The sequence below is a fragment of the Curtobacterium sp. Leaf261 genome, assembly GCF_001422205.1.
In the GTDB taxonomy this organism is placed as follows: domain Bacteria; phylum Actinomycetota; class Actinomycetes; order Actinomycetales; family Microbacteriaceae; genus Curtobacterium.
Map to the genome: position 1 here is coordinate 669,858 of NZ_LMMJ01000001.1, position 18,697 is coordinate 688,554.

The following is an 18,697-nucleotide window of genomic DNA, read 5'->3' on the forward strand; positions in this document are numbered from 1 at the left end:
GGCCGAGCGCCTAGGCGGCGGAGCGTTCTCGCGCTGCCGGTGACACGTCGGAGGTGGGGGTGTCCACGTGGCGCGGGAGGGGCCTCCCGGCATGGCCGAAGTACAGGACCGCGCGCCAGTCGACGGGCTCGGCCACGGGGACCGGTGCCGGTTCGCCCGCGCGGCGACGGCGCTTCGCCTCACGTGCGGCCAGGACCGCGCTCACACGTGCCTCGCGGCGCGCGTCGCGCTTCGCCTGGTCGACGTACATCCAGCGCGTCGCCGCGATCCAGACGTCCACCACCGAGGCCCAGACGCCGATGTAGGCGACGATGGCGTACGACGCGAGCACGGCGTTGAAGGCCGCGAACGCCGCGTTCCCCCAGTTGCCGACCGCGGCGTCCCGGACGAGCGTGAACAGGCTGAACGCGACGATCACGTACGGCGCGAGGACGTACAGCGCCGGCGACGCCGTGCGGTTCCGGACCTTCGGGGTGCGGGCGAACGGGATCTTCTTGTTCGTCAGCGCCTGCTCGAGGCTCTTCAACACCCCGGCGACGTTCACCGGCATGAGGATGATGTTGAACCCGTAGATCCGGAGGATGTCGCTCCGTCGGTACCCGGCGTAGGCCAGGTCGGACGCGAACAGCATGAAGTACGGCAGGGCCGCGAGGAGCACCATCGGGCTGAGGAGCCTGGAGTCGTACGGGTACGCCAGCAGGAAGACCAGGCCGAAGCTCCCCCACGAGATGCTCGCCATGTAGTTGATCCGGAGGGCCATCTCGGTGAGGGTCACCCGCTCGCCGCGCTGACGTCGCTCGCGGACCTGCCGGAGGTACTTCGGCAGGATCAGGAGCCCACCGTTCGCCCAGCGTCGCCGCTGCACGATCAGGGAGCCGAAGTCCGGGGGCGTCGCGCTGTAGCTCAGGCGCTCCGGGTAGTTGACGAGGGTCCAGCCGTGCATGCCGAGGTCGACGCTCGACTCGGTGTCCTCGATGACCGTACGGTCCTGCACGTAGCGCTTCACCTCGAAGCCGCCGACGGTCTCGACCTCCTCGATGTCCTGGAGCGCACGCACCCGGATGACCGCGTTCGCGCCGACCCAGAACGTCGCCCCGTGGTACGACATGCCCTGGTGCAGGATGTGCTGGATGTCCGTCGTGGCACCGGCGAGACGCTCGATGCGGGTGTCGGCGCCGCGGAACGACGAGTACGGGGTCTGGGTGACGGCGACCCTGGCGTTCTCCGGCTGCTCCAGGAAGTAGACGAGGCGGAGGCAGTAGTCCCGCAGCAGGATCGAGTCGGCGTCGAGCGTGAGGACGTAGTCCGATGCGGGGACGACGAGGTCGGTGTGCTCCGCGGCGTCGGTCGCCTGCCGGAGGATGGTGCCCTCGGCGCTCTCCTCGTGCACGTACGAGCCACCGAGCAGCCCGATGTACGAGTTGAGGTTCATGGCCTTGTTCGCCTCGTGCGACAGGTTCGCGTAGCGCTTGCGTTCGAAGGTCGTGAGTTCGGCCGAGAACGTCCACGCGAGGCGGCGCTGCAGCTCCACCGCGCGGGTGCTGGGGATGCTCGAGTCCGTGGTCGTGGCGGTGCTGGTGCTGGTGCTGGTGCTGGTGCTGGTGCTGGTGCTGGTGCTGGTGCTGGTGCCCAGGGTGTCCGCGATCGCGGCGTCGAGGGCGTCGGCGGCGAGTCGGAGCTCCTCGGCGAGGGCGAGGAGCACCTGGTCGTGGAAGAACGTGTCGACGTGGTCGACGACCTCCTGCTCACGCGCGTGCCGCTCCAACCATGCGATCGCGTAGCGGTGGTGGCCGACGAGGGTCCGGAGGGACGCGACGGTCGCGAACGGTGCGTGCGCGGCCTCGACCTCGGCGACGAGCAGGGCTTCCTGGAACCGCTGCGCCGGTGCGGCGAGTTGGGTCTGGATGTCCCCGGCGATGCGGCGGGTGGCCTCGAGGCGCGCCGCGACCTCCGGATCGGTCGGGAAGGGCGGGTCGTCGAGGAGCAGCACGACGCGGAGCGCGGGGTACTCCTGCAGCGCCGCCGACCAGAGTGTCGCAGCGACGACGTCCGGTTCCTCGGCGTAGCTCGGCACGAGGACCGTGAGGGGCTCCTGGTGTCCGGTGCCGAAGTGGCGGTCGAGCTCCGCGCGGGGGACGCGGACGTGGGTCGCGAAGCGCTCGAGTGCACCCTGCCTCGCGACGAGGTGCATGAGCGCGGAGAACGTCAGGAACGTGACGACCACGACGTAGGAGACGGCCTCGGTGGTGAAGCGGAAACTCTCGGTGCCGTAGTCGAGGAACTGACGGATCACGGTGTAGACGACGTAGGCCGACCAGAAGGCCACGGTCGCGATGATCGCGAGGCGGCCCAGGACGAGCTTCCGGTCGGATGGGCGGGCGTGCAGGGTGTCGAGCGGCTGGGTACGACGCTCGGAACCCCACTGACGACGACGCTTCTGGGCGCCGTCCAGCGTTCGGGGCATGGGTGTCCTTCGGTGCCGGTCTCAGGCCCCGTCGGGTCGGGGTTCTGTCGGGAAGACCAGCGGTGGACAGACTATGCGTCCTGTCCCCCGGTCTGGCATCCCTCGAACGGGGGTGAAACGGGGGTGCCGTCACACTGGTCACACGGGCCACTCGGGCCCCGTGTGCGGGTGTCGCTCGGGCGGTCGCGGGTGTCGGTCGGGCGGGGTCGGGCGTCCGCGTCCTCGTGTTCAGAACACGTGCGTCCGGGCCGAACACCGGGATCCGCGTGTTCGGGATGGACGCGGGTGTTCTGAACACGCGCGGTCTTGGGGGGCGGGGGCGGGAGTGGCGGGAGCGGGAGTGGCGGCGGGGGCGTCAGCGCTGGCGTGCGATGAGCCACAGCAGGTAGGGCGCCCCGACGATGCCCGTCACGACACCGACCGGGAACTGCACCCCGGGGACCGCGAACTGCGCGATGAGGTCGCTCGCCACGACGACCGTCGCCCCGGTCGCCGCCGATGCCGCGAGGGCGACCCTGCCCCGGCCGACCAGCCGCCGCGCGATGGGCGCGGACATCAGCGCGACGAACGACACCGGTCCCGCCGCCGCCACGGCACCCGCGGTCAGGCACACCGCGGTGAGCACGAGGAGCAGCTTCGCCCGGTTCGGCGGGAGTCCGAGCGACGCGGCGAGGTCGTCGCCGAACGCCAGCACGCCGAGCCGCGAGGACTGCAGGAGCGCGAGGACGAACAGCACGACGAACGCCACACCGAGGATCCCGAGCACCGACCCGTCGACGTTGTTGAGACTGCCGGTCAGCCAGAGCAGTGCCACCGCGGCGTCCTGCACGTCCCCGCGGGTCAGCATCCACCCGGTGACGCTCACCCCGAGGGCCGCGACCCCGATGCCGACGAGCACGAGTCGGTTCCCGCCGATGCCGCGACGCCAGCTGAGACCGATCATCACGACCGCCACGAGCAGGGCACCGGCCACCACGACACCGAACAGCGCGAGCCCCGACGCTGCGAACAGCGTGATCGCCGTCAGGCCCGATGCGCTCGCCCCCGCGGTGATGCCGATGACGTCGGGGCTCGCGATGGGGTTCCGCACGACGCTCTGCACGATGGCACCACCGACACCGAGGCTCGCACCGACGAGCACTGCCGCCAGGAGCCTCGGCCCGCGGAGCTCGGTGATGACGAAGCTCGTGACACGGTCCGCCCGGCCGGTCAACGCGGCGAGGATCTCCCCCGGACTGAGCGCGATCTCGCCGACGGAGAGCGCGACCACGGCGAGCGCGAGGCAGACGGCCACGAGGACCGCGAGCACGAGGAGCTCCCGACGGAGACCCCCGTCACCTGTCGAGCCGTCACCTGCCGAGCCGTCGCGGGCCGAGCCGTCACCCGCCGAGGCGTCGCGGGCCGTCGTCCCTCGTCCGCCGATCCGCTCCCTCACAGCGCCCGCGCCGTCCTGCCGCGCACGAGGGCGATGAACACGGGCGCGCCGATGAACGCCGTGACGATGCCGACCGGGACCTCGCCGGGGAACGCGATGACCCGTCCGATGACGTCGGCGACGAGCAGGAGGGACGGTGCGACGATCGCCGAGAGCGGCAGCACCCAGCGGTTGTCCGGGCCCGTGAAGCGCCGGACGGCGTGCGGGACCGCCAGTCCGACGAACCCGATCGGCCCGACGGCGGCCGTCGCGGCGCCGGCGAGGAGCACGGACGCGAGTGCCCCGAGACCCCGCGTCAGCATGACGTGCTGCCCGAGTGACGCGGCGAGCTCGTCCCCGAGCGCCAGCGTGTTCAGGGACCGCCCGAGTGCGAGTGCGAGCGCGAGACCGATCGCGATCGGGACCGCGACCACGCCGACGACCCCGAGACCGCGCCCGTCGAGTCCGCCGACCTGCCAGAAGCGCAACTGGTCGAGCACCGAAGCGTCGAGCAGCTGGACCGCGGTCGTCACCGACGCGAGTGCGGCCGCGACCACGGCGCCGGACAGGGCCAGGCCCACCGGGGTCGGGCCGCGCCTCCCGGCAGACGCGATGCCGTAGACGACGATCGCCGCGACCGCGGCGCCCGCGAATGCGAACGGCAGGTACGCCCCCGTCGAACCGATCCCGAACACGACGATCCCGACGACCACCGCGAGCGCCGCACCCGCGTTGATCCCGAGGATCCCCGGGTCCGCGAGCGGGTTGCGTGTGACGCCCTGCATGACCGCACCGGCGACTCCGAGGGCCGCGCCGGCGACGATGCCGACGAGCGTCCTCGGGACACGGCCGTCGAGGACGATGAGCGAGAGCTCGTCGGTCCCGCCCGGGTGCAGCAGGATCCGGAGGACGGTGCCGGGGTCGATGGCCCGTGCGCCGACCACGATGCTGAGCGCGGCGACGACGACGAGCACACCGACCGAGAGCGCGGCGACGCCGACGAGACGGGCGACCGGCGCCGGGCGGGCTCGCCGCGCGGGTGGGGTCTGCACGCTGGAGGCCATCCCGGTAAGGCTACCCTCAGCTCGATCAGCGGGCGATCGCGCTCGACCACCGGGCGATCGCGCTCGACCACCGGCCGATCGCACTCGACCACCGGGCGGTTGCCGAGGGAGCCCGGAGCGAACGTACTGTCCGCTCATAGGTTCCTCATCGGAAGCAGGCCTGTACTGAGTTCATCGACGCCCTCCCGGCAGTCGCACGAGCCACCGGAGACAGTGATGAACGAGTACCCAACCTCCCCCGCAGACGACGAGCAGCAGCGCCAGGACGGCGCCCCGGCTCCCGCACACGCCCCGGCCCCCGCATCTGCGCAGGCGCCGCACGTGGACCCGTCGACCCTCCGCAGCGCCTACGCGTTCGACGGCTCGGGCCCCTACCTGTACGGGCCGGACGGATCCGGGCCGTACAGCTACACCCACGACGGCCACGGCCCGTTCCTGGTCGGCAGCCACGCCGCCACGGGCGCGCACCACCTGGACGCCGCACGTCCGAAGCGTCGCCGGATCGGCCTCATGGTCGGCTCCGGGATCGCGGCACTCGCGATCGTCGGCGCCGCCGGCGGCACGGCGTTCGGGCTCGCCACGCAGTCGTCCGAGCGGACGACGTCGAGCCAGACGCAGACCGGCACCCAGGGCAGCTTCGGCGGCACCCAGGGCGGGACCGGCACAGGTACTCAGGGCGGGACCGGCACGGGCACCCAGGGCGGCACCGGCACCCAGGGCGGCACGGGCACCCAGGGCGGTACGGGGTCGACACAGTCGCAGGCCACCGCGGCCACGGACTCCCAGAAGGCCGGTGTCGTGACCATCGTCTCGACGCTGAACTACGACACCTCGTCCGAGGCGGCCGGCACCGGCATGATCATCTCCTCCGACGGCGAGGTCCTGACGAACAACCACGTCATCGACGGCGCCACGAGCATCACGGTGACCGACGAGTCGACCGGCAGGGAGTACACCGCCGACGTGGTCGGCACCGACTCCACCGACGACGTGGCGGTCCTGAAGCTCCGGGACGCATCCGGTCTGACCACCGCGACGCTCGACACGTCGGGCAACCTCGCCGCCGGCGACACCATCACCGACGTCGGCAACGCCGAGGGCACGGGCGACCTCGTGTCCGCCACCGGGACCGTGACCGCCCTGAACCAGAGCATCACGGTGCAGAGCGAGTCCGGCTCGGGCAGCGAGTCGTTGAAGGGCCTCATCGAGGTCGACGCGGACGTGGTGTCCGGCGACTCCGGCGGCCCGATCCTCGACACCGACGGCGAGGTCGTCGGCATGACGACGGCCGCCTCCTCGGGCACCGCGGACGTCACCGGCTACGCGATCCCGATCACGACGGCGAAGACCATCGCCGACCAGATCCTGGCGGGCAAGGCGTCGTCGACGGTCACGATCGGCCTGCCGGCGTTCCTCGGTCTCGAGCTGTCCACCGCGTCGAGCGGATCGACCGGCACGACGACCTCCGGGGTCACCCTCGGCGGCGTGGTGTCCGGCTCCCCCGCCGAGAAGGCCGGGCTCGCCGCGGGCGACGTCGTGACCAGCATCGACGGCACGACGGTCACGGGTTCCGCGCAGCTGAGCGACCTCATCAAGACGCACGCCATCGGTGACACGATCACGGTCGGGTACACCGCGGCGGACGGCACCACGGGGACGGTCACGGCGACGCTCGTCTCCGGCCCCGCGGACTGACGCGGCCGGCGCGGCCGCACACGGCGGTCCGTGCCGCTGCACCACCGGATCCACCCCGCGCGACGCGACCACGTCGCGCGGGGTGGATCTCGTCGCGCGGGGTGGAGCACGCGGGCAAGAGCGCTCGAGCAGGCGCAAGCGGACGGGAGCGCGCGGGCGCGCAGCCGCACGGAGCAGCGGCCGGGAGGCCCGGGTCAGGACCCGAGGACGCTCTCGACGAGCAGGCGGTACAGGTTCGCGGGCGCCTCGACGCGGAACGCCGTCTCGTCGCCGGTCACCGCCCCGACCCGCGCGAACCCGACCTCGTCGGCACGGACGATCGTCAGCGGACGGGGACGCCCCGGTCGGCGCAGGTACGACACGGTCCACGGCGCCGCCCAGAGCCTGGCGAGCACGGGGTCGGCATCACGGATCGCCGTCGGGAGGGCGGCCGCGTCGGCATCGCCCCCGAGCCGCCGTTCGACGAGCCCGGTCGGGAGGCGGGGCGTGAGCGTCGGGACGGTCCATGCCGGAGCGATACCGATCCTCCCGGCCAGCAGCGCCACCAGCGCGTCCAGCGTGAGCGTGCCCACCGCCGACTCGTCGGCGTCGGGTGCGGTGCTGACGAGCACCGTCGCGGTGTCCACGCCGGTCCATGCGCGGACACGCGAGGTCGTCGCGTCCGGGTGGTGCTGTTCGAGCGTCAACGGCTGGGCGTCGTCGGCCCACGGCGCGAGGATCGCCGTGGTCGACGCCGGGATCGTGCCGAACCGTCCGACGAGGCCCCGCTCGACGAGGGTGCGACCGGCGGGAGAGCGGAGCGCAGAGGGGTTCCAGCGCCGACCGGCCATGCCCTGGAGTGCGGCGAGCGCGGCGTCGTCGATCGCCGGGCCGACGGCGGGTTCCGCGGGGTGCGCCGCCGGGACGAGGTCCTCGAGCGGCGCGTTCGGTGACATCGCGTCGAGGAACGCCGCCGGGACGGTGGACGTCACGCGGACGGACTCGAGCACGGCGAAGACGACCTCGTCCGTCGACCGCACGTCCGCCTGGGCTCGTTCTGCGACGACGTCGATGCGGTGCCGGCCCGTGGTGAGGAGCAGGTGCGCGACGAACCGGTCGCCCGCGGCGTCCGACGTCGCGCGGTCGTCGTGCTGGTGGCGGTCGTGCCGGTGGCCGTCGTGCCGGTGGCCGTCGTGCCGGTGGCCGTCATCGTGCTGGTGGCCGTCGTCGGGGCGCCGGCCGGTGTCCGCGGCGGCGGGAGCAGGAGCAGGAACGGGAGCCGGCGATGGTGCCTGCGCGCCTGCTGCTCCGGCTCCGGCTGCGACGTCGGGAGCGGCCGCGGACATGTCGACGGTGCTCGGCTTCCGGTACTCGACGAGTCGTCCGGGTGCGTCGGCGGCGGACCACGGGTCACACCCGACGACGAGGACGCCGTCGACCTGGCCGGGAAGCCTTGCGAGGAGACCCCGCGCTTCGTCGGCGATGGTGTTGTCGCTCGGTCGGGACCGGACCGTCACGACGACGCCGTCGCCGCTGATCCGGAGGTCGGTGCCGGACGGGACCTCGCTCCGCCAGTGCACGGGTCGCGTCAGGGTGATCCGCGCGGTCCGCTCGACGATCCCCGCGCTGGTGGGTGCCGGACCGGGACGAGCGGGGACGACCATGGTCACACGGTACGTGGGAGCGCGGAACGGGCGGCCGAGGCGCGCGGGCGGGCCAGACGCCCGACGGGTCAGACACCGGGTCAGACGCCGGGTCAGGCGCCCGACGGGTCAGGACGCCCGGCGGGTCAGGACGCCCGGCGGCGGGGTCGCGGCGCCGGCGGCGGCGGGACCTGCTTCGCGGCGACGACCGCGTCGAGGTCGACCTCGACCTCGTCGCGCTTCGTCCGCACGGTGCACGTCGTCTCGGTCCGTCCGACGAGGTCGCCGAGCGCGTCCCGGGCACCGCCGCCGTCGAGCATCCGCACCACGACACGCGTTCCGAGCGGGACGACCCGCAGCAGGGTCAGGGCGCGGCGGCGGAGTGCCGCGGCATGCTCGTCCTCGTCCACGCCGCAACCCTACGACCGGTGCCGACTCCCCTGGACCGCAGGTCCCGTGGACCGCGGACGGAACGCGCCTAGGCTGACGCTCATGGAACGCGCCAGGGTCGACAGCTGGATCTGGGCGGTGCGGCTCGCGAAGACCCGCTCCGCCGCGACCGCCGCCTGTCGCGCCGGACACGTGCGGGTGAACGGCGAGCGGGCGAAGGCGGCGCAGGTCGTCGGCCCCGGGGACGAGGTCCGGGTCCGTGCGAACGGGTTCGACCGGATCGTGGTCGTCAAGGGCGTGATCGTGAAGCGTGTCGGCGCCGCGGTGGCGGGCGAGTACCTCGACGACCGGACGCCCCCGCCGCCGAGCCCCGAGGAGGCCGGCTTCGTCCCGACGCGTGAGCGGGGTGCCGGTCGTCCGAGCAAACGCGAACGCCGGGACCTCGAGAAGCTCCGGGGCCACTAGCCCAACCGGTCGTCCCCGTCAGCGGGACGCGGCCGCGTGCTACACGAAGCGGACGGTCTCCTGCAGGCGCGCACGGACCTCGAACACGTCGACCGCACCGCGATCGGGGCCGTACCCGCCGTTCAGCACGATCGCGAGGCTCCGCCGCTTGACGATGAGCGCGACGGGCTTCTTCGGGTTGCCGACGACCTGGACGTCGTCCTCGATCGCGGTGTCCGGCACGACGAGGATCCGGCCGGTGAACCGCACCCGGGTCTGCTTCGTGACGACCCGTGCCGCGCGGACGAGCTCCTTGACGGGGCGCTCCCCCGGCAGCAGTGTCTGCCCGGTGATCTCGCCGCGCTCGAGTTCGACCGGTCCGCCCCAGTCGATGGACTCGAGCGCCCAGAGACCGGACGGCGCGAGCACCGCGTGGTCGAGCTTGCCCTCGGGCCCGGCGTCGATGTCGTGCCAGACCGTGACGCCGATCCCCATGTCGCCGACGATCAGCGCCGTCGCCTCCTCCGCCAGGGCCTCGCCGAGGAGCCGACGGATCGCCCGCGGTGCGCTGCGGACGAGCGCTGGGTCGTACGGGTCCTCGATGGGATCGCCGAGGCCCACCCACTCGCGCTCGGCGGCCAGGAACACCTCGCGCGACCGGCCCCCCGGATGTCCGAACGACCGGGCCCGCGGTCGGGAGTCGCGGCGTCCGGCGGGCGGTGCGTACGCGGAGCGGCCGGCGTCGGATCGCCACACCGACGAGCCCGACGGGGCGAACGCCGACTCGGTCGACCTGGCCGCCCCGGTGTCGTACGCGCGACGCGCACCCGGCGTCCCGACGCGTTCCCAGGCGGTCTGCAGCGCACGGAACCGCTGCGGGTCGCCGCCGAGGTCCGGATGGGTCTCGCGGGCGGCTCGGCGGTAGGCGCGGCGGAGTTCGTCGTCATCGACGGTCGCGGCGACCCCGAGGACCTCGTACGGGGTCGCGTCTGCAGGGCTGTCGGTCATGGCAGGGGAACAGTACCGAACCTGCGTGGGCGACCGCGTCGGAGCGCCTGGGCCTTTCCTGCAAGAACTCCGGATCGGGGCCGGCGAGCCGGGAAGGCACGGGCCGGTGGTTCCGAACCGGTCTGGAGGCGCGGAGAACCCCCGCCACTCAGGTGACGGTCACCGACACGGGCACCTCGGCGAAGCGTCCCCAGCGCGCCGCAGCGGCGTCGATCGCCCGTCGGTCGGCGGCCCCGACCTGCCGGAGGAGATCGCCCGCATGCGCGAGACGCGACCGCCCGCCGGACTGGAGGGACGGCACAGGCCCGCACCGTCCCTCCAGTCCGGCGGTTCCACACCGGTTCGGGACACACGCACCACGAACGACCCACGCCCGATGTCCCGAACCCGTCCGGGTGGCGGGCCAAGTGCGGGTCCGCGCGGAGCGACCGCGTCAGCGCACTGCGTCTGCGATCGCGGCGGCGTGCGTCTCGATGTACGCGACGTCGGCGCGGTAGAGGTCGACATGCCCCTCGGCGAGGTCCTCGGCGAACTTCTCCACGCCCGCCGCGGCCTGCGTCTCGATCGTCGTGACGAGCGCGACGATCCCCGCGACCATGGCGTCGACGAGCTGTGCGCGGCTCGTGACGTCGAGGTCGTAGGCGCGGCAGAACTCCTCCGCCCGCGCGAGTCGGGTCTCGAGCGCCGGGATCGGACCACCCTCGACCGTGCCCGTGGTGAACGGGGCGAAGCGGTACACCGCCGACGCGACGTCCCAGACGCGCGGCCCGGGGTGTGCCGTGTCGAAGTCGATGATCCCGACCGCGTTCCGACCATCGAACACGCAGTTGTACGGCGCGAAGTCCCCGTGGCAGATCGTCTGGACGGGCGCGCGGTCGGCCTGGGACCAGAGGTCGGAGTCCGACCGCGGGTAGGTCGCGGCCTCGTCGTGGTAGTTCCGGAGGAGCCTGGCGGCGGTGACGAGCGCCGCCTCCGATGCGACGTCGGCGGTCCAGGGGTACTCCCCCGCGTGTCCGGGGAGGAACGAGACCGTCTCGAGGGACTCGCCCAGGGCGATGGGCTCCGGTGCCTCGACGAACCCCCGCTCGTGGAGGTGGGCGAGCAGTCGGTGGACGGTCGGTGTCCACGGCCCGGCCGGGCGGTGGACCCGGTCCTCGGCTCTTTCGATCCGTTCCATGGTGGAACCTCCAAGCGAGAGGCGTCTCCGTCGACGCCGTTCGTTCGAGGGTAGCGGGAACGCACCCGGTCGTGTGCCGTCCGTCGACAACCGCCTGGGAATCGTCACACCGTGGAAACGCGCTCGACGCACGAGCTCCGGACGCGGTGTCTGCCGTGCCGGACGCGGTGTCTGCCGTGCCGGACGTACCCTGGGGGCGTGACCACGATCCTCCTGACCGGATTCGAACCGTTCGCAGGCGCGGTGCGCAACCCGTCCTGGGACGCCGTGTCGCGCATCGCGGCCGAGTGGCAGGGTGACGAGCGGGTCGAGGCGGTGCTGCTGCCGGTGTCGTTCGTCCGCTCGGTCGAGGTCCTCGCCGAGGCGCTCGACCGGCTGACGCCGGACGTCGTCGTCGCGGTCGGGCTCGCGGAGGGCCGCTCCGGCATCACCCCGGAACGGATCGCGGTGAACCTCGACGACGCGCGGATCCCCGATGCGGACGGCGCGCAGCCCGTCGACGCCCCCGTCCTGCCTGGAGGCCCGGCCGCGTTCTTCACGACGCTGCCGGTCAAGCGCATGGTCGCCGCCGCACGCGACGCCGGCGCCCCAGCCTCGCTCTCGGCGACCGCTGGCGCGTACGTCTGCAACCACGTGTTCACCGCGCTGCAGTCCCTGCTCGCCGGTCGCCCGGGTGTCCGGAGCGGGTTCGTGCACGTCGGCGCGACCCCGGAGACGCGGGACTCGGAGCGCCAGGACCCGACCTCGGTCCCGCTCGAGACGATCGTCGCCGGGCTGACGGCGGCCGTGCGCGCGGCGATCGACCCCCGACCGGACCTCGACGTGCCCGAGGGCGCGGTCGCGTAGCGGAGTCCGCCGGGTCAGGAGGGGTCGCGGAGCCAGGACGGACCGCGCACGACCGCGCCGACGGCCTCCGCGCGCTCCCGCAGCTCGCGATCGGCGGTCACGACCACCACGGGCGACGCGCCGGAGCCGACCACGCGGGATGCCTCGGCGACGATCGCGTCGTCGCCGCTCGCCGGAGCGCGGACCACGGACAGCGAGGCACCGACGGACCCAGCGGGCCCCTGCGCCGGCCCGGGATCGGCGGCCGCGCGGGCATCACCCTCGAGGACGACCGTCCACGACGGCCACCAGGTGGTGAACGGCAGATCCAGTGCGTCGGACGACAGTCCACCGGTCGCGAGTGCGGACACCCGTGTGAGCAGTCGGTCGGCCGCCGCGGCACGATCCCGCCACCAGCCGTCGGGCACGCTCCCCACGACGTTCGCGGCGTCGACGACCACGACGGGCCGGGCGTCGAGGACCGCACGGAGCCCCGGCCAGCTCCGACCGAAGCCCGGGTGCAGCAGGAGGTCCTCGACGGCGTCCGCGGGGACCCACTCGAGCGACAGGCTCTCGCGATCGCCGATCTCCGGCGCGAACGCGGTGGCAGCGCGGGCGACGACGGTGGTGTAGCTCCAGTACCCGAGGTCGACGACCGACGTGTGGCGGAGCTGCAGTGCGGCGGCAGGGACGGCAGCCTCCTCCGCGGACTCCCGGAGGGCACCGGTGACGGCGTCCTCGCCGACGTGTCTGGCACCGCCGGGGATGCCCCACGTCCCGCCGTAGTGACTCCACTCGACGCGGTGCTGCAGGAGGACCCGACCGGCGTCGTCGGCCACGAGCAACCCGGCTGCCCCGACCGTGCCCCACGCCTTCTGGCCGTCGGGGCCGTACGCCCAGCCGTCGCCGGGGTCGCGCGGACCCGGCGGTGGACCGGTCGGTCGGCCCGCTGGGACCTCGGGATGCTCGACCGGCTCGTGACCCATTCCCCTAGCGTATGCGCCGACCGCTGGTCGTGGCGGTCCTCGCGGCAGCCGGTCGTCAGCTCCGCGGCACCCGGTCGTCAGCTCCGCGGCACCCGGTGCAGCTCGACCGTGAAGACACCCGCGTCGGCGACCGCGGTCATCCACGTGCAGAACGGCTGCCGACGTCGATCCGTGGGCGACCCGGGGTTGACGAGCCGGAGCCCGGTGTCGGCGACGGTGTCCCAGGGGATGTGTGAGTGCCCGAACACCAGGACGTCCGTGTCCGGGTACCGCTCGGCCATGCGGGCCTCACGCCCGGTCGCGGGGCCGGTCTCGTGCACGACGGCGAACTGGACGCCGTCGAGGACCGTACCGGCCTCGAGCGGCAGGCGCTCGTCGAACTCCGGACCGTCGTTGTTCCCCCGCACGGCGACGAGACGCCGGGATCGTGCCGCGATGAGGTCGAGGGTCGCGAGGTCGACCCAGTCGCCGGCGTGCACCACGACGTCGCTCTCCTCGATCGCCGTCCAGAGTGCCGCCGGCAGGTCCTTGGCGCGCTTCGGGAGATGGGTGTCGGAGAGCAGGGTGATCCGGGTCGCCATGGGTCAGTCCTCGCGCGCTCGGGCGCTCTCGGGCACCGGCGCGGCCTCGCCGGACACGGGCGCAGCCTCGTCCGCAGCGTCCGCCGCGCCGAGCCGCTCGAGGAGTCCCGCGAGGAGCGCCACGTCGTCGTCGGACCAGTCCGCGAGCCGGGCGTCGAGGCTGTCCCGGTGCACGCGGACGCTCCGGACGAGCGCGGCACGCCCGGTCTCGGTGACGCCGAGGGGCTTCGCGTTCCCCGAACCCCCGTCCGTCGTCTCGATGAGCCCGGCCCGCACGAGCCCGGCGAGCTGTCGCGAGATCGTCGACCGGTTGAGGCGCAGGAACCGCGCGATGTCGATCGCCATGCAGCCGGGATGCTGCGCCACGAAGTCGACGAGCGAGTGGTCCACGATGCTGAGCGCTGCCTCGGGTCCCCTGGCCCGGACGGCCGCACGACGGGTGATCCGGGAGAGCTCCGCGTAGGCGCGCGTGACGTCCGCCTCCCGGAGTCGGTCGGTGGTCTCGGACATCGTCACTCCTCGCGTCGTTCCTCGAGCAACGGTAGCGGCCTCGGCCCGTGGTGGCGGTTCGGCCGTGTAAGTTGTAAAGTGCAACACATGTCCGATGTTGCAGAACACAACCTACTGCCCGTCCGCCGCCTCCCGCAGACGGACGTCCCGCAGACGGACGCCCCGCACCCGGACACCCCGCCGACGCACACCCGGCGCTCGGTCGACCTGCACCCGGAGACCGGGCGGACCGAGCCGGACCGGCAGCACGCCGCTCCGCGCACCCCCTCCGTCGCACACCCCGAGGGGCTCGGCAGAGCCCTCCTCACCTTCGCGACACACATCCTCGTCCCGCTGTTCCTCGCTGCCGGGATGGGCCTCGCCTACCTCGGGGCCTTCCACGCGCCCCAGCCGAAGGACCTGCCGGTCGGCATCGTCGGCCAGGGATCTGCGAGCCAGGTGTTCGCGCAGACGGTGACGGACGAGTCCGACGGTGCCCTCGTCGCGCACGTGGTGGCGAGCTCAGCGGACGCGAGGACGAGCATCCGCGACCGCGACCTCGCCGCGGTCTACGAACCCGGTGCGACGAGTGCGACCCTCTACGTGTCGAGCGCGGCCTCGGACACGACGGCGACCGTCGCCGGCAAGGTGTTCGCACCGATCGCCTTCGCGCAGAAGCTCCCCCTCCGCACCGTCGACGTCGTGGCCGCCGGGGCGGACGACTCCACCGGACAGGGCCTCTTCTTCCTGCTCGTCGCCCTGAGCGTCGGCGGGTACTCGAGCGCCATCGCCGTGGCCGCCTTCGCCGCACGCCTCCGTCTGCTCTGGACCGCGGTCGTCGGCCTGGCGACCGCCGGTGTCGTCGCCGGCATCGGGATCGTCATCGCCGGACCGGTCTACGGCGTGGTGACGCACCACGAGTGGCAGATCTTCCTGTTCGCGTGGATGTACGACGCCGCGATCATCGGCCTCGGCGTCGGTCTCCACCCGATGCTCGGCCGGTGGACGACGCCGGTGCTCACGATGCTGTTCGTGATGCTCAACTTCACCTCCTCCGGCGGCATCTTCCAGCCCGCGCTGCAGCCGGGGTTCTTCGCCGGCCTGAACACCTTCTGGAGCGGTGCCGCCTGGCTCGGTGCGGCGCAGGACCTGCAGTACTTCCCGGGGGCGTCCCTCGGGAGGAGCGCGCTCGTGCTCTCGCTGTGGCTGGCGGCCGCGGTGCTCCTCGTCGGGATCGTGCACGGCCTGGTGGCCCGTCGCACCCGGATCGCCCGGGAGCGCGCCGTGACCCCGCTCGAGGAGGAAGAGGTCGTCGCCGCCTGACCGGCACCGTCGACGGACCGGAGGGACGGTGCCAGGCCGGACCGCGCCTCCCGTCCGGCTCGCGCCGTTGACGGACCGGAGGGACGGTGCGAGGCCGGACCGCGCCTCCCGTCCGGCACCTGGCCGCATCGCGGACCGTCAGCCGAAGCGAGCGCGGTCGTCGGCCGGCGATGCCCCTCGGTCGCACCACTCCTGCCGCATCGCCCCACCATCCACCGCTGGTGCGATGCGCGGCCCGTGGTGCGATGAGCAGGTGATGGTGCGATGCGCAGATCATGGTGCGATGCGCGGGCATTGGTGCGATGCGCGAGGAACGGCCGGCGGCCGTGGCGTACCGGACTGGAGGCACGGCTGGCGTCACCGACGTCGGGTGCGCTGGGTGGGCCTCCAGTCCGGCTGTCCGCGACCGTCGTTCGTTCAGTGACCGTCGTTCGTTCAGTGACCGTCGTTCGTTCAGCGACCGTCGGCGGCGGCTTCGAGCGCCGCGATGTCGAGCTTCACCATGTCCATCATCGCGGTCATCGTCCTCGCGGCCCGTTCGGGGTCCGGGTCGGACAGCAGTTCGGACATCCGCGTCGGGGTGATCTGCCACGCCACGCCCCAGCGGTCCCGGAGCCAGCCGCACGCGACCTCCTCGCCGCCGTCGGTGAGGGCGTCCCAGTACCGGTCGAGTTCCTGCTGGTCGTCGACGTCGACCTGGAACGAGACGGCGTCGTTGTGCGGGTGCCCGGGGCCGCCGTTCATGGCGCGCCACCGCTGCCCGGCGAGGGTGAACTCGACGACCGTCGTGGTGGTCGCGTCCCCGTCGCTCATCCGGTTGACGGTGTCGATCCTCGAGTCCGGGAAGAGGCTCGTGTAGAGGGTGGCGGCCTCTTCGGCCTGGCCGTCGAACCAGAGGAACGGGACGATGCGCTGCATGATGAGCTCCTGTGCTCGGGTGCTTCCTGGTGTTCCGTGCGGGCTGCGCCGTGGGTCTGTCCCGTGGCGCCGTGGGTCTGTCCTGCTCCGGCGTTCAGCGGCTCAGCAGCGCCGCCTTCTCGGGGTGCTCGTCGAACCACTGGCCGACGAACCAGCACATCGGGACGATGCGCATCGTCGAGGTCTGCTCCACGTCGTCGATCGCCGCCGTGACGAGCTCCCCGCCGTACCCGTGCCCGCGGTGCTTCGGGACCGTGTAGGTGTGTGGGAACGCGATGGCGTCGCCGTTGACGCTGTAGTCGAGCACGCTCACGAGGTCGCCGTCGACGCTCAGCGTGTAGCGGTTCTGGTCGGTCTCGTTCCGGAACTCGTGCGCCATGCCGTCATCATGCACCCTTCGGAGCCGCTCCGAACTGGGTGGTCCCTGGAATTCGAGCGCGTCGGCGGCGTTGTCTTGCTGCATGACCACGATCGGATTCATCGGCTCAGGCAACATCGGTTCCCAGCTCGCTCGGCTGGCCGTCGCACACGGCTACGACGTCGTGATGAGCAACTCGCGCGGCCCGGAGACGCTCTCGGACCTCGTCGCGGAGCTCGGCGAGCGCGCGACGGCGGGCACGCGGGACGAGGCCGCGGCCAAGGGGGACCTGGTCGTCGTGACCGTGCCGCTCGCCGCGATCTCGACGATCCCCGTCGAGCCGCTCGTCGGCAAGGTCGTCGTCGACACGAACAACTACTACCCGCAGCGCGACGGACAGATCAGCGAACTCGACGCCGAGACCACGACGGTGTCGGAGATCCTGCAGGACCGGCTCCCGGAGTCGCACGTCGTCAAGGCGTTCAACCACATCGCAGCCGCCGACCTGACGACCGCCGGGAGCCCGTCCGGCACCGCTGGCCGACGCGCGCTCATCGTCGCGGGCAACGACCCCGAGGCACGGAAGGCCGTCGGGGACCTGATCGACGAGTTCGGCTTCGAGCCGGTCGACATCGGCGTGCTCAGCGAGGGATGGCGCATCCAGCGCGACACCCCCGGGTACGTCGCACCGTTCGACGCGATCGGCCTCGAGCTCGCGGTGGCGGACGCCAAGCGCTACGCCGACATGTAGCACGCGAGGCCGCCGCGGCGGTCGCTCGTCCCTGCATTGAGAAGTGCCCATCTGTCGGGTCTGGTTCGACACTCGACAGATGGGCACTTCTCATGCGCTCGACGGCCCCGCGCTGGGCCGCGCGCGGGGCCTCGTCAGGCGTCGAAGAGCACCGTCAGTTCGGCGAGCTCGTCCTCGTCCGGCGTCCACGCGGTCCCGGCGTCGACGTTCTGGGTGATCTGCTCGGGCTTCGTGGCACCCGCGATGACGCTCGTCAGCCCGGGCTGCGCGAGCAACCACGCGAACGTCGCCTGCAGCATCGTGATCCCCCGGGCGTCGCAGAAGTCCTGGTACCCACGGAGCACGCCCCACGGCGCGTCCTCGAGCAGCTCGGGCTTGAGCTTCGAGATCCGGCCGTCCGCCGGGCCGCCGTCGGCGGTGTACTTGCCCGTCAGCAGCCCGTTGTACAGCGGGAAGTACGGCAGGAACCCCAGTGCGTAGGCGCGGACCGCCGGCAGGACCTCATGCTCGACGCCGCGGGCGAGCGGGCTGTACTCGTTCTGTGCGGACACGAACGACGCGGTCCCGGCGATCGCAGCGGTCAGTTCGGCCTCCGCGATCTGCCACCCGGCGAAGTTCGAGTGCCCGATGTACCGGATCTTGCCCTCGCGGACCAGGTCGTCGAGCACCGACAGCGTCTCCTCGATCGGCGTGATCGGGTCCGGCGTGTGCATCTGGTAGAGATCGATCCAGTCGGTGTCGAGTCGGCGGAGCGAGGCCTCGACCGCGAGCCGCACGTACCGCCGTGAGCCCCTGGCACCCCAGTCCGGGCCGTTCGCGCCGCGCATGTCCGCGCCGAACTTGGTCGCGAGGACGATCTCGTCGCGACGGCCGGCGAGCGCCGCGCCCATCATCGACTCCGAGCGTCCGGGCTCCCCGCCGTAGATGTCGGCGGTGTCGAACAGGGTCACCCCCGCGTCGATCGCGGCCGAGATCACCGCGTTCGTGCCCTCCTGGGACTCGGTGGCTGTCCCCGGCCTGCCGAAGTTGTTGCACCCGAGGCCGACCGTCGAGACGACGAGGCCGGAGGGTCCGAGTGGGCGGTGTTCGATGTCTGCCATGCCTCGACCGTACCGGCGTCGCCCGAACTGGGGCATGAGTCCTGCTCGGACAACCGGTACAACTTGGACAACACATCTGCAGGATCGA

At 72.6% G+C, this 18,697-nt stretch carries 19 protein-coding genes; 5 read left to right on the plus strand and 14 right to left on the minus strand.

What is annotated here, in order from left to right:
* Positions 1–10 precede the first annotated feature (10 nt).
* From ASF23_RS02925 to ASF23_RS02935, 3 genes are all read right to left on the minus strand, one after another.
* Positions 11–2,464, minus strand: a complete 2,454-nt coding sequence (locus tag ASF23_RS02925; RefSeq protein WP_082473738.1) for a glycosyltransferase family 2 protein — start codon at positions 2,462–2,464, stop codon at positions 11–13.
* Positions 2,465–2,819: 355 nt separating this feature from the next.
* Entirely contained in the window at positions 2,820–3,899 is a 1,080-nt protein-coding gene (locus ASF23_RS02930) for a FecCD family ABC transporter permease (RefSeq protein ID WP_235510750.1), read from the minus strand.
* On the minus strand, positions 3,896–4,942 hold the full coding sequence (locus ASF23_RS02935; RefSeq protein WP_055948544.1) for a FecCD family ABC transporter permease: 1,047 nt from the start codon (positions 4,940–4,942) through the stop codon (positions 3,896–3,898). Before ASF23_RS02935 ends, ASF23_RS02930 begins: the two co-directional genes overlap by 4 nt.
* Positions 4,943–5,158: 216 nt before the next feature.
* Here ASF23_RS02935 and ASF23_RS02940 point away from each other — a divergent pair, with 216 nt between their 5' ends.
* Positions 5,159–6,637: a S1C family serine protease gene (locus tag ASF23_RS02940; protein ID WP_235510751.1), complete on the plus strand. Its 1,479-nt coding sequence runs from the start codon at positions 5,159–5,161 to the stop codon at positions 6,635–6,637.
* Positions 6,638–6,831: 194 nt separating this feature from the next.
* On the opposite strand, the gene ASF23_RS18620 is transcribed toward ASF23_RS02940, so the two are convergent.
* Both ASF23_RS18620 and ASF23_RS02950 read right to left on the minus strand, forming a co-directional pair.
* Positions 6,832–8,280, minus strand: a complete 1,449-nt coding sequence (locus ASF23_RS18620) for a hypothetical protein (RefSeq protein WP_055948547.1) — start codon at positions 8,278–8,280, stop codon at positions 6,832–6,834.
* A gap of 125 nt (positions 8,281–8,405) precedes the next feature.
* Positions 8,406–8,669 (minus strand): hypothetical protein, encoded by a 264-nt coding sequence (locus ASF23_RS02950; protein WP_055948550.1) that lies wholly within the window; start codon positions 8,667–8,669, stop codon positions 8,406–8,408.
* Positions 8,670–8,751: 82 nt separating this feature from the next.
* On the opposite strand from ASF23_RS02950, the gene ASF23_RS02955 reads away from it, so the two are divergent.
* Complete coding sequence (locus tag ASF23_RS02955) at positions 8,752–9,114, plus strand: RNA-binding S4 domain-containing protein (RefSeq protein WP_055948552.1); 363 nt, start codon at positions 8,752–8,754, stop codon at positions 9,112–9,114.
* Positions 9,115–9,153: 39 nt separating this feature from the next.
* Here the strand turns inward: ASF23_RS02955 and ASF23_RS02960 are convergent, their stop codons facing one another.
* The 3 genes from ASF23_RS02960 to ASF23_RS02965 form a co-directional block, all read right to left on the minus strand.
* Positions 9,154–10,101 (minus strand): J domain-containing protein, encoded by a 948-nt coding sequence (locus ASF23_RS02960; RefSeq protein WP_055948556.1) that lies wholly within the window; start codon positions 10,099–10,101, stop codon positions 9,154–9,156.
* A 148-nt stretch (positions 10,102–10,249) separates the two neighbouring features.
* On the minus strand, positions 10,250–10,402 hold the full coding sequence (locus ASF23_RS18095; protein ID WP_156364060.1) for a hypothetical protein: 153 nt from the start codon (positions 10,400–10,402) through the stop codon (positions 10,250–10,252).
* Between the two features lie 132 nt (positions 10,403–10,534).
* Positions 10,535–11,278, minus strand: coding sequence for a phosphotransferase enzyme family protein (locus ASF23_RS02965; RefSeq protein WP_055948559.1), 744 nt, complete (start codon positions 11,276–11,278; stop codon positions 10,535–10,537).
* 198 nt (positions 11,279–11,476) lie between these two features.
* Here ASF23_RS02965 and pcp point away from each other — a divergent pair, with 198 nt between their 5' ends.
* Positions 11,477–12,124, plus strand: a complete 648-nt coding sequence (gene pcp, locus ASF23_RS02970; RefSeq protein ID WP_055948561.1) for a pyroglutamyl-peptidase I — start codon at positions 11,477–11,479, stop codon at positions 12,122–12,124.
* Between the two features lie 14 nt (positions 12,125–12,138).
* Here the strand turns inward: pcp and ASF23_RS02975 are convergent, their stop codons facing one another.
* The 3 genes from ASF23_RS02975 to ASF23_RS02985 form a co-directional block, all read right to left on the minus strand.
* Positions 12,139–13,089 (minus strand): NUDIX domain-containing protein, encoded by a 951-nt coding sequence (locus tag ASF23_RS02975; protein WP_055948564.1) that lies wholly within the window; start codon positions 13,087–13,089, stop codon positions 12,139–12,141.
* A gap of 77 nt (positions 13,090–13,166) precedes the next feature.
* Positions 13,167–13,670, minus strand: coding sequence for a metallophosphoesterase family protein (locus ASF23_RS02980; protein WP_055948566.1), 504 nt, complete (start codon positions 13,668–13,670; stop codon positions 13,167–13,169).
* Positions 13,671–13,673: 3 nt separating this feature from the next.
* Positions 13,674–14,180, minus strand: a complete 507-nt coding sequence (locus tag ASF23_RS02985) for a MarR family winged helix-turn-helix transcriptional regulator (protein ID WP_156364062.1) — start codon at positions 14,178–14,180, stop codon at positions 13,674–13,676.
* An 87-nt stretch (positions 14,181–14,267) separates the two neighbouring features.
* Between ASF23_RS02985 and ASF23_RS02990 the strand changes: the two genes are divergently transcribed.
* The gene (locus ASF23_RS02990) at positions 14,268–15,482 is read left to right on the plus strand and encodes a hypothetical protein (RefSeq protein ID WP_055948571.1); all 1,215 of its coding nucleotides are present in this window, start codon (positions 14,268–14,270) and stop codon (positions 15,480–15,482) included.
* Between the two features lie 453 nt (positions 15,483–15,935).
* Here the strand turns inward: ASF23_RS02990 and ASF23_RS02995 are convergent, their stop codons facing one another.
* Together ASF23_RS02995 and ASF23_RS03000 are read right to left on the minus strand one after the other, a co-directional pair.
* On the minus strand, positions 15,936–16,400 hold the full coding sequence (locus ASF23_RS02995) for a VOC family protein (RefSeq protein WP_055948574.1): 465 nt from the start codon (positions 16,398–16,400) through the stop codon (positions 15,936–15,938).
* Between the two features lie 94 nt (positions 16,401–16,494).
* Positions 16,495–16,779: a GNAT family N-acetyltransferase gene (locus tag ASF23_RS03000; RefSeq protein ID WP_055948577.1), complete on the minus strand. Its 285-nt coding sequence runs from the start codon at positions 16,777–16,779 to the stop codon at positions 16,495–16,497.
* Between ASF23_RS03000 and ASF23_RS03005 the strand changes: the two genes are divergently transcribed.
* Positions 16,778–17,509 carry an NADPH-dependent F420 reductase gene (locus ASF23_RS03005; RefSeq protein WP_156364064.1) on the plus strand — a complete coding sequence of 244 codons (732 nt, stop codon included), beginning with the start codon at positions 16,778–16,780 and terminating at the stop codon, positions 17,507–17,509. The genes ASF23_RS03000 and ASF23_RS03005 overlap by 2 nt on opposite strands.
* A gap of 134 nt (positions 17,510–17,643) precedes the next feature.
* On the opposite strand, the gene ASF23_RS03010 is transcribed toward ASF23_RS03005, so the two are convergent.
* Positions 17,644–18,609 carry an aldo/keto reductase gene (locus ASF23_RS03010; RefSeq protein ID WP_055948583.1) on the minus strand — a complete coding sequence of 322 codons (966 nt, stop codon included), beginning with the start codon at positions 18,607–18,609 and terminating at the stop codon, positions 17,644–17,646.
* Positions 18,610–18,697: the final 88 nt, after the last annotated feature.